General features: G+C 72.1%; 12 protein-coding genes. 5 read left to right on the forward strand and 7 right to left on the reverse strand.

Annotated features, from left to right (window positions below):
• Nucleotides 1-20 precede the first annotated feature (20 nt).
• From ACFWJO_RS07730 to ACFWJO_RS07745, 4 genes are read right to left on the reverse strand one after another with little or no spacing between them, the layout of a single operon-like run.
• The gene (locus ACFWJO_RS07730; protein WP_386863901.1) at nucleotides 21-539 is read right to left on the reverse strand and encodes a hypothetical protein; all 519 of its coding nucleotides are present in this window, start codon (nucleotides 537-539) and stop codon (nucleotides 21-23) included.
• A gap of 17 nt (nucleotides 540-556) precedes the next feature.
• Nucleotides 557-1,090 carry a hypothetical protein gene (locus ACFWJO_RS07735; protein WP_386863902.1) on the reverse strand — a complete coding sequence of 178 codons (534 nt, stop codon included), beginning with the start codon at nucleotides 1,088-1,090 and terminating at the stop codon, nucleotides 557-559.
• 35 nt (nucleotides 1,091-1,125) lie between these two features.
• Nucleotides 1,126-1,749, reverse strand: a complete 624-nt coding sequence (locus ACFWJO_RS07740; protein ID WP_386863903.1) for a histidine phosphatase family protein — start codon at nucleotides 1,747-1,749, stop codon at nucleotides 1,126-1,128.
• A 54-nt stretch (nucleotides 1,750-1,803) separates the two neighbouring features.
• The gene (locus ACFWJO_RS07745; RefSeq protein WP_386863904.1) at nucleotides 1,804-2,193 is read right to left on the reverse strand and encodes a hypothetical protein; all 390 of its coding nucleotides are present in this window, start codon (nucleotides 2,191-2,193) and stop codon (nucleotides 1,804-1,806) included.
• Nucleotides 2,194-2,219: 26 nt separating this feature from the next.
• On the opposite strand from ACFWJO_RS07745, the gene ACFWJO_RS07750 reads away from it, so the two are divergent.
• Nucleotides 2,220-2,828, forward strand: coding sequence for an SMI1/KNR4 family protein (locus tag ACFWJO_RS07750; RefSeq protein WP_386863905.1), 609 nt, complete (start codon nucleotides 2,220-2,222; stop codon nucleotides 2,826-2,828).
• A 70-nt stretch (nucleotides 2,829-2,898) separates the two neighbouring features.
• On the opposite strand, the gene ACFWJO_RS07755 is transcribed toward ACFWJO_RS07750, so the two are convergent.
• From ACFWJO_RS07755 to ACFWJO_RS07765, 3 genes are all read right to left on the reverse strand, one after another.
• A complete protein-coding gene (locus ACFWJO_RS07755) occupies nucleotides 2,899-4,269 on the reverse strand; it encodes an RCC1-like domain-containing protein (RefSeq protein ID WP_386863906.1) in 1,371 nt (456 codons plus the stop codon).
• Nucleotides 4,270-4,394: 125 nt separating this feature from the next.
• Entirely contained in the window at nucleotides 4,395-4,664 is a 270-nt protein-coding gene (locus ACFWJO_RS07760) for a DUF397 domain-containing protein (protein ID WP_386863907.1), read from the reverse strand.
• Complete coding sequence (locus tag ACFWJO_RS07765; RefSeq protein WP_386863908.1) at nucleotides 4,645-5,496, reverse strand: helix-turn-helix domain-containing protein; 852 nt, start codon at nucleotides 5,494-5,496, stop codon at nucleotides 4,645-4,647. Before ACFWJO_RS07765 ends, ACFWJO_RS07760 begins: the two co-directional genes overlap by 20 nt.
• 116 nt (nucleotides 5,497-5,612) lie before the next feature.
• Between ACFWJO_RS07765 and ACFWJO_RS07770 the strand changes: the two genes are divergently transcribed.
• The 4 genes from ACFWJO_RS07770 (at nucleotide 5,613) to ACFWJO_RS07785 (ending at nucleotide 7,504) form a co-directional block, all read left to right on the forward strand.
• Nucleotides 5,613-5,816, forward strand: coding sequence for a hypothetical protein (locus ACFWJO_RS07770; RefSeq protein ID WP_386863909.1), 204 nt, complete (start codon nucleotides 5,613-5,615; stop codon nucleotides 5,814-5,816).
• Nucleotides 5,813-6,184, forward strand: a complete 372-nt coding sequence (locus tag ACFWJO_RS07775; RefSeq protein ID WP_386863910.1) for an ATP-binding protein — start codon at nucleotides 5,813-5,815, stop codon at nucleotides 6,182-6,184. The genes ACFWJO_RS07770 and ACFWJO_RS07775 overlap by 4 nt, the downstream gene beginning before the upstream one ends.
• A 19-nt stretch (nucleotides 6,185-6,203) precedes the next feature.
• Nucleotides 6,204-6,758, forward strand: a complete 555-nt coding sequence (locus ACFWJO_RS07780) for a hypothetical protein (protein WP_386863911.1) — start codon at nucleotides 6,204-6,206, stop codon at nucleotides 6,756-6,758.
• Between the two features lie 95 nt (nucleotides 6,759-6,853).
• Entirely contained in the window at nucleotides 6,854-7,504 is a 651-nt protein-coding gene (locus tag ACFWJO_RS07785; RefSeq protein WP_386863912.1) for a DUF5701 family protein, read from the forward strand.
• Nucleotides 7,505-7,636: the final 132 nt, after the last annotated feature.

A 7,636-nucleotide genomic window follows, 5' to 3' on the forward strand; every position in this document is an offset into this window, starting at 1 on the left:
CTCCCGATGAAGCGCGCGCCCTAGATCCGGCCCCGTACGAACCGCGTCCGGTGTCCCAGCACCCGCTCCACCTCCGCGACGAACTCCGGCAGCAGCGCGGGTCCGTTCCGGAACTCGAGGCCCAGGTACGCGAAGGCGAGCCCGTTCCCCGGCCACTGCCACGCCGCCAGCGGCACCGCCCGCCCGCACCCCGGGCCCGGGCACGTCACCTCGGCCTCGCCCGTCGCCCACCACGCGTCCATGGCCGGCGAGAACGCCTCGCGGTGCGTCGCGTCGAAGACGCTCGTGCAGGACGGGCAGACCGGCGGCCCGCCGTGCTGCGGCGAGAAGAACACCGTCCGTCCGGTGACGACGGTCAGCCCGTCGCTCCCGCCCGCCTCCCGCGAGCCGGTGGCCCGCTCCCACCGCGGCCCGGGCCCGAGGTCACCCGCCCGTACGATCCCCTGGTCCACGAGCCACGCCGTCACCCGCTCGCCGTGCGCGACGGCGTCGTCGGCGGTCGCGTCGAGATCCACGATCGTCTGAAAGCTGCTGCTCACCCGGGAAAGGTACGTCGTCAGGCGGAAAGCAGCGCCCGGACGCGGTCGGCTGACGCGGCCTGGGACGCGCGGACGGTCAGCCAGGAGTCGTCCGGGAAGGCGATGTCCACCCGCCGCCGCAGCCGCCGCGGCCACGGTGTGGCCCGTACGCCCGCGTGCCGGCGGGACACCGCCTGCGACGGCTCCTGCCAGTCGGTCCGTACGGCGACCCCGCCGTCCGCGACCTCCAGCAGGAGGTCCGCCTGATCCGCCCGCAGCGCGTCCCTCTCCCAGTGCGCGGCGTGCACCGCCAGGACGAGCCGCCCCGCGTCGCTGTCCCAGCCGCCGCGCATCGCCGGTCCCGCGAGGAGCCGCTTCAGCAGCCGGAAGGCCTTCTGGAACGGCTCGAACAGCGCCCCGAACGCCTCGACGGGATCCTCCGGCAGCGACACCAGGAAACGGACGAGGAAGAGCTCGCCAAGCGACTTCCACCTCGACCGGCGCCGGTGCGGCGCCAGCCGCCGCACCGACGGCCGCCGCCCGTACCCCGGCAGCGAAACACCGAACTCCAACGCCCACCCCTTTCCGGCCCCCGCACGGAAATCTCTCAGACGTGCAGCTCCGGCGGGAAACCGGTCCAGCGCAGTTCGGCGGGGAGGTGGCCGGTGTCGTTGAAGAGGAGGAGCGCCGGCGGGCGGCCGGGGGCGTAGCGGATGACGGTCAGCGCCGCGTTGGCGTGGTTGATGCCCAGCCAGCGCCACGGCGGCGCGTCGAGGGCGGCGCGGACGAGCCAGCCGACGAGGAAGTTGTGGGTGACGACGAGCTCGTGGCGCGGCTCGTCCCCGACGACGGGCCCGGTGAACTCCGCGACCGCCGCGGCCGCGAGCGCGGGCCCCTGCTCGCGCTCCCCGGCCGGGAACCCGGCCAGGAACCGGAGCGTGGCGTCGGCCGTCTCCGGCGGCAGTTCCTCACGCAGCGGCACGTACGGGACGTAGTCCCCGGCCGCCTCCGAGCGCCGCACCGGTACGCCGTCGAGCCGTTCGCCCACCAGCCGCGCGGTCTGCTCGGCCCGCGCCAGCGGCCCGTGATGGACCGCCGCCAGCGGGACCCCGCGCAGCCGCTCCCCGAGCAGTGCGGCCTGCCGGCGACCGGCCTCGGTCAGCCCGCTCTCGTCCGGCGTGGCCTCACCGTGCCGCGTGAGGTAGAGATAGCGGGCGGCCGTACCGGTCACGTCGGTCCTCCGTCGGAGTCGATCTTGCGGACTCCCGGAGGGACGCCGCCCCGCTCACGCCGGTTCCGCACCACCCCGGCTGCGCAGCAGCCCTTCGAACCAGTCCGCCGTGCGCTCGGCGCAGCGCGCGGCGGACCCGGCCGTGCGGAATCCGCCCGCCGCAGGGCTGCCGTGCAGCGGGATGTACATCTGGTTGTGCAGCTCGGCGCCGTACACCCCGCCCTGCTCGTCGAAGAACGCCCCGAAGACGTCCGAGCCCGCCTGTACGACGGCCAGCAGATGCCCGAACCCCGTCTCCTCCGGCCGCAGCACGAACGTGTCGTCCGGGTCACCGGGCCAGGTCACCGCACGCTCCCGCAGCGCCCGCACGAAACGGCGCCCCGACTCCGGCAACTCCTCGACGGCGTCCACCTCGTCGGACTCGCCGACCCAGAACCAGACCATGGGCAGAAGGTACGCTCTCGGTCACCATGACCACCGACTGGAACGCCGAGTACCGCCGCCTGCTGTCGGGACACCGCCACGGCCACATCGGCCCGCCGCCCTGGTGGCGGGACCACCCGGGCTCCGTCCCTCCGCCGTTCTCCGAGGCGGAGGTCCGCGAGGCCGAGGCGGATCTGGGCATCACCTTCCCGGTCGAGTACCGGGACCACCTGCTGCGGCACAGCGCCGGCGGCAAGATGAAGCACCTCTTCAAGGGCCCGCAGGGCTGGGGCTGGCACGGCGACACCGACACCAACTACGACCTGCTGTCCGTGCCCTTCCCGCACCCCGACTCGTACGCCGCGTACGACGACGAGCTCGGCGACCGCGAGCCCCCGCGTGAGGACGAGGAGGCCTGGGCGGCGTGGGACGACGAGTGCGGAGTGCTGGAGGAGCGGAAGACGGCGGGAGCCGTCTACCTCCAGGAGGGCGGCTGCGGCTTCAGCACCCTGCTCGTGGTCACCGGTCCGCACCGCGGCGAGATGTGGTTCGACAGCCGCGCCACCTGCGATCTGATCCTGCCGTTGAAGCTGCACGGCCGGCCCGTGTCCTTCGCGGACTGGGTCGACCACGGCATGGACCTGGTCCCGTGGTGATCAGCTGTCCCGCACGAACTCGTGCGGGACAGCTGTCCGGCCGCGCCGTACGGCAATGCCCCCGCCGTGCTCAGCCGTGGGTGGCCAGGCTGTGGGCGCCGCCCGCGGCGATCGCGAACACGCTCGTCAGGGGTTCCGCGCAGGGGGCGGGCCGGCGGCCCGAGCAGACCTGGACCGGGATCGCGCGGTTGACCGTGGTGCCGTCGCCGAGCTGGCCGGCCAGGTTGGAGCCCCAGCTCAGCGCGCTGGTGTCGGACTGGATGGCGAGGGTGTGCTCGCCGTCGGCGGCGATGGTGATGGCGGTGTCGAGCACGTTGCCACCGCAGGGCGCCGTCGCCCCCGGCGCGCAGGCCCGGACGGGCGTCGTCTGCGTCTGGTTGGCGAACGTGCCGTCGCCGAGCTGCCCGACGCGGTTGTCGCCCCACCCGAGGACCGTCTGGTCCTGGCCGAGCGCCACGCTGTGCGCACTGCCCGCCGCGATCTGGTTCACGCTGGTGAGGAACGTGGCACAGGGCGCGGTCTGGCCCGGCGCGCACACCTGAACGGGCGTGTTGGTGCTGACCGTCGTCCCGTCACCGAGCTGCCCGAAGGCGTTGTGGCCCCATGCGCGGACCGTGCTGTCGGTCATGAGCGCCAGGCTGTGCGACAGGCCCCCCGCCACGGTCCCCACGCCCGTCAGGGCAGTCTGGACCGGCGTCTCCCGCTGGAACACGTCCGTGCCGTCGCCGAGTTGGCCGGAGGAGTTCAGACCCCAGCTGCGTACGGTCCTGTCGGAGCCCACGACCAGGCTGTGCCAGGCGCCGGCGCCGAGGTCGGTGATCCCGGTGAGGAAGGTGCCGCAGGGCGCGGTCTGGCCCACCGCACACACCTGGACAGGGGTGGTGCTGTCGGCGGAAGTGCCGTTGCCGAGCTGCCCGTAGTCGTTGCTGCCCCAGGCCACGACGGACCCGTCGGACCGCAGGGCCAGGGTGTGGAACGCGCCGGCCGTGAGGGCGACCACGTCCGTGAGCGGAGTGCGGCACGGGGCGGTCTCCCCGACCGCGCACACCTGCACCGGCCTGCTGCTGTTGGCGGTCGTACCGTCACCCAGCTGGCCCTCGTTGTTGACGCCCCACGCCCACACGGTGCCGTCCGTGCGCAGGGCCACGGAGAAGTTGCTCCCGCCGTCGACGGCGATGGTCCGCCGCATGCGCAGCGTACGGACCGGGGTCGTGCTGTCGACCGTCTCGCCGTTGCCCAGCTGTCCGCCGCTCCCCGCGCCCCAGGCGACCACGGGCCCAGGCGTGATGGCAGCGCCGAGCAGTGCCGCCCGCCGTTCCCCGTCCGCCTGCGGGTTCGCCTGCGGGTTCGCCTGCGCGGGCGCGGCGAGGGCCGCGAGGGCCGCGAGAGCCGCGAGGCAGAGGGAGGCGGCTCGTCTTCGCACGTTCCCAACAGATCGCATGGGCCATCCTTCGGTGAGTGGGGGAGAAACGCACCGAGCATGGCCCCGGCCTGCGGGGCAGGGCCGACAACACGCGTCGGCCTGCGGCACACGGCCGACAAGCCGTCACCCGCGAGGCGGCGGAGTCACGCCTTGACGGCCTCGATGAACGGCGCCCAGGCGGCGGCGGTGAGGACGAGGACGGGGCCGTCGGGACGCTTGGAGTCACGGACGGGGACGAGACCGGGGACGTGGTCGGCGACCTCGACGCACTCGCCGCCGTCGCCGTTGCTGTAGCTGCTCTTCCGCCAGCAGGCGTACCCCTCGGCCACTTCGATGCAGTTGCCGCCGTCGCCGTTGCTGTAGCTGCTCTTGTGCCAGACTGCGACGGTCAGATCAAGGGCGTTGCTGGCCATGTCTGTAGTCCTCAGCCGCTTCTTCGATCAGGGCGAGGGACGCCTCCGGCGGCAAGGCGGCGGCCCTCAGCCGATCGTATGCCCTGCGGTACGGCTTCACGAGACTCGGATCGTCGATCGTCAGGCCGTGGTACGGACCCTCCGTGTACATCAGCGGCGGGGCGTCGTCGAACTCCATGAACATCATCGACAGCTCCATGAAGGGCTGCGTCGGGACGTTCCGCGGAAGGATCTGCAACGAAACGAGGCCCTGACGTACGAGGGTGGCGATGTGGTCGAGCTGCTCGGCCATTTCCACAGGCGAGATGGTGAAGTTGCGGACCACCGACTCGTGGAGGATCACCCAGTAGTCCGGCCTCGTCGGAGCCTCGAAGATCGCCGCCCGCTTCAGACGTGCGTCGATCTTGGCCTGGACCCCTTCCGGGGCCTCCCAGGGGTGGGTGGAGCGGATGAGCGCCCGCGCGTACGTAGCTGTCTGGAGCAGTCCAGGAATCAGCGCGTTGCTCCACCGCTCGATCACCAGCGCCCGCGTCTCCGCCTCCGCGATCGGGGCGAAGTACGCGGCATGCGCGCCCTTCTTGGCCTTGCGGACCTCTTCGCAGCGGCGCTCGAAGAAGCCGTCCGTTCTCAGCACCCGGTCCACATGGCGGGCCAAGTCCAACGGCATGCTCCGTTGGCCCCGTTCGATCTCGCTGAGATAGCTGACCCCGTAGAAACTGCCCTCCACCAGCTTCTCCAGCGTCAGCCCCGCCTCCTCCCTCTTGAAGCGGAGCTCCTTCCCGTAGAACTCCGGAACGCTCGCCGAGCCGTCGATCTCCTTGCGCGCAGCCACCGTTGACCGCCTTTCGCACCTTGCTTCGTGGAGCGGGAAACGCTTCCAACGGTAGGGCCCGGGGCGGCAGCGTGTGAGGGGTTCGTCACCGCACGCAACGAAAGGTGGAGTCCCGGATGATCCAGGACATCAGGCGCGACGTCGACGCCCTCCGTGCCGCTCTCGCAGCTCACGGCATCACCCTGCCCTCCCTCGGGGTGGATCCGCTCACCCTCGCCGGTACGGCGGTCCGGCCTCCGCTCGTCGCGCTCGGCAACTGCAACGTGGCGACCGCACGCCACCTCTCCGAGGTGCTGCGCAAGGCGGCGGAGGGCGCGTGATCCTGCCCCTCGTCGTGGAGCTGGTCGCGCTGCCCAAGGCCGTTCCGGAGGTACGGCGCATGCTCAGCGGCGGCGATCTCCGGCTCTGCGCCGCCGAGTTGCTGACCAACGTCATCCAGCACGTGGGCGAGGGCACCCCGGTCACCGTCCGCGTCACGGCCGCGGCCGACGGGCGGACCCGGCTCGCGGTGACGGATCCGGATCCGCGGGTCTGGCCCGTGCTCCGGGAGGTCACGGACGCGGCGGAATCGGGCCGGGGCCTCGCGCTCGTGGAGGCGGTGGCGTTGCGGTGGGGCGTCGAGCAGGGGCCGTACGGGAAGACGGTGTGGTGCGAGCTGGCCGGAAACCACGCTCTGCGGAGAGGATAGTCTCGCTATCCTCTCCTGCATGACGACGACGCCACACCCGGCCACTCGTACCGCCGCCCTCGCCGCCTTCGCCCTCCTCCCCGTGCTCGCTCTCACCGCCTGCTCCTCCTCCGGCGAGGAACGGAGCATCGGGCAGTCCGCGAGCGTCGAGGTGGCCAAGGGGCATCATGTCGACGTGACCGTCCTGGCGCTGGAGGCGGGTACGGCGGCGGACCTGGCCCAGTTGAAGGACTCTTCCCAGTACGCCGGCCGAACGCCGTACTACCTGCGCTACAGCTACATCAAGACGCAGGACGAGAAGGTGAGGTGGACGGGCGACTTCGAGGTGCACGGGGACGACGGGCCGCTGACCCAGCTCGACGTGCTGCCGTCGCTCGACTCGACCGGCAACCCGGACGACCCCTTCGACGTCCGCACCTTCGAGAAGTGCGAGTCGGGCACGGACTTCGACAAGGTACCCAAGGGCGGGACGGTAGAAGGCTGCGACATCTTCCTCACGGACACCGGCGGTGGCACTCCGAAGGACGTGAAGTGGGTGGACGACAGCGACAAGACGCTCGTCACCTGGAAGTAGCGGGAGGCAGCCGGCAACAGCGGTCGGGGGCGGGAACAATCCCGCCCCGCCTCTCGTTCGACTCCAGGCCGACCACCGGACGACCTAGGAGTACCTTGACCGACGCCCTCGCCCCGCTGCCGACCCTCGCCGCCCAGGCCGAGAAGCTGATCGAACTCGGCGTGCACGAGCTCGCGGGACTGACCGCCGACGAGCTCCGCGCCTTCGCCGCGAACGCCGGGACCGACCTCGACGGCGGCGGAGCGCTGCTCGCCGTGCACCCCGGCCGCGTGCCCGCCTCCGCCCTCGCGCCGCTGCTCCGGCGCGACGACAAGCCCGGGTTCGTCGTCGTCGACATGCCGGACGTGGACGACTTCGCGCCGTACACCGTCGAGCTGCCCGACTCCCCGCTCTACCTCGTCACCGGGCTCGACCGCGGCGACCACATGGCCAACTGGAGTCCGGAGGAGGCGCTTCCGGCGATCGAGAAGGACGGGCGCAGCCCGCTCACGCTCGCCGAGGGCATCCACTGGGTGCTCCAGCAGCCCGAGGCGCTGGAGCGCAACCGCTGCTTCATGACCATCGGCTCCCGGCTGCGCAAGCCGAACGGCGCGTACGACGCCCGTACGCCCGCGATCTGGATCAGCAACGGCACGGGCCGCGACGGCCGCGAGCGGCGCGACGCGCCGAAGGTCGGCTGGTGCTGGTGGGGCAACCGCCACACGTGGCTGGGCTTCGGTTCGGCGGCCGGCCGCCGGTCGCGGTAGGCGCGGACACCGCGGCCCCGCACGCCGTGAGCGTGCGGGGGCGCGTGCCGTGTGTTCACCCGCGGGTTAGCCTTTTTTCGTGACCCGGTCCACCCCTTCGTCCGCCAACACCACGCTTTCCCCTTCCTTGTC

This window comes from Streptomyces sp. NPDC127092, assembly GCF_042722475.1.
Taxonomy (GTDB): Bacteria; Actinomycetota; Actinomycetes; order Streptomycetales; family Streptomycetaceae; genus Streptomyces.

Bases quoted from the DNA above. Each gene is read 5' to 3' on its own strand.
- ACFWJO_RS07745 (WP_386863904.1), bottom strand. From the start codon at position 2,193: ATGGTCTGGTTCTGGGTCGGCGAGTCCGACGAGGTGGACGCCGTCGAG.
- ACFWJO_RS07750 (WP_386863905.1), top strand. From the start codon at position 2,220: ATGACCACCGACTGGAACGCCGAGTACCGCCGCCTGCTGTCGGGACAC.
- ACFWJO_RS07755 (WP_386863906.1), bottom strand. From the start codon at position 4,269: ATGCGATCTGTTGGGAACGTGCGAAGACGAGCCGCCTCCCTCTGCCTC.
- ACFWJO_RS07760 (WP_386863907.1), bottom strand. From the start codon at position 4,664: ATGGCCAGCAACGCCCTTGATCTGACCGTCGCAGTCTGGCACAAGAGC.
- ACFWJO_RS07770 (WP_386863909.1), top strand. From the start codon at position 5,613: ATGATCCAGGACATCAGGCGCGACGTCGACGCCCTCCGTGCCGCTCTC.
- ACFWJO_RS07780 (WP_386863911.1), top strand. From the start codon at position 6,204: ATGACGACGACGCCACACCCGGCCACTCGTACCGCCGCCCTCGCCGCC.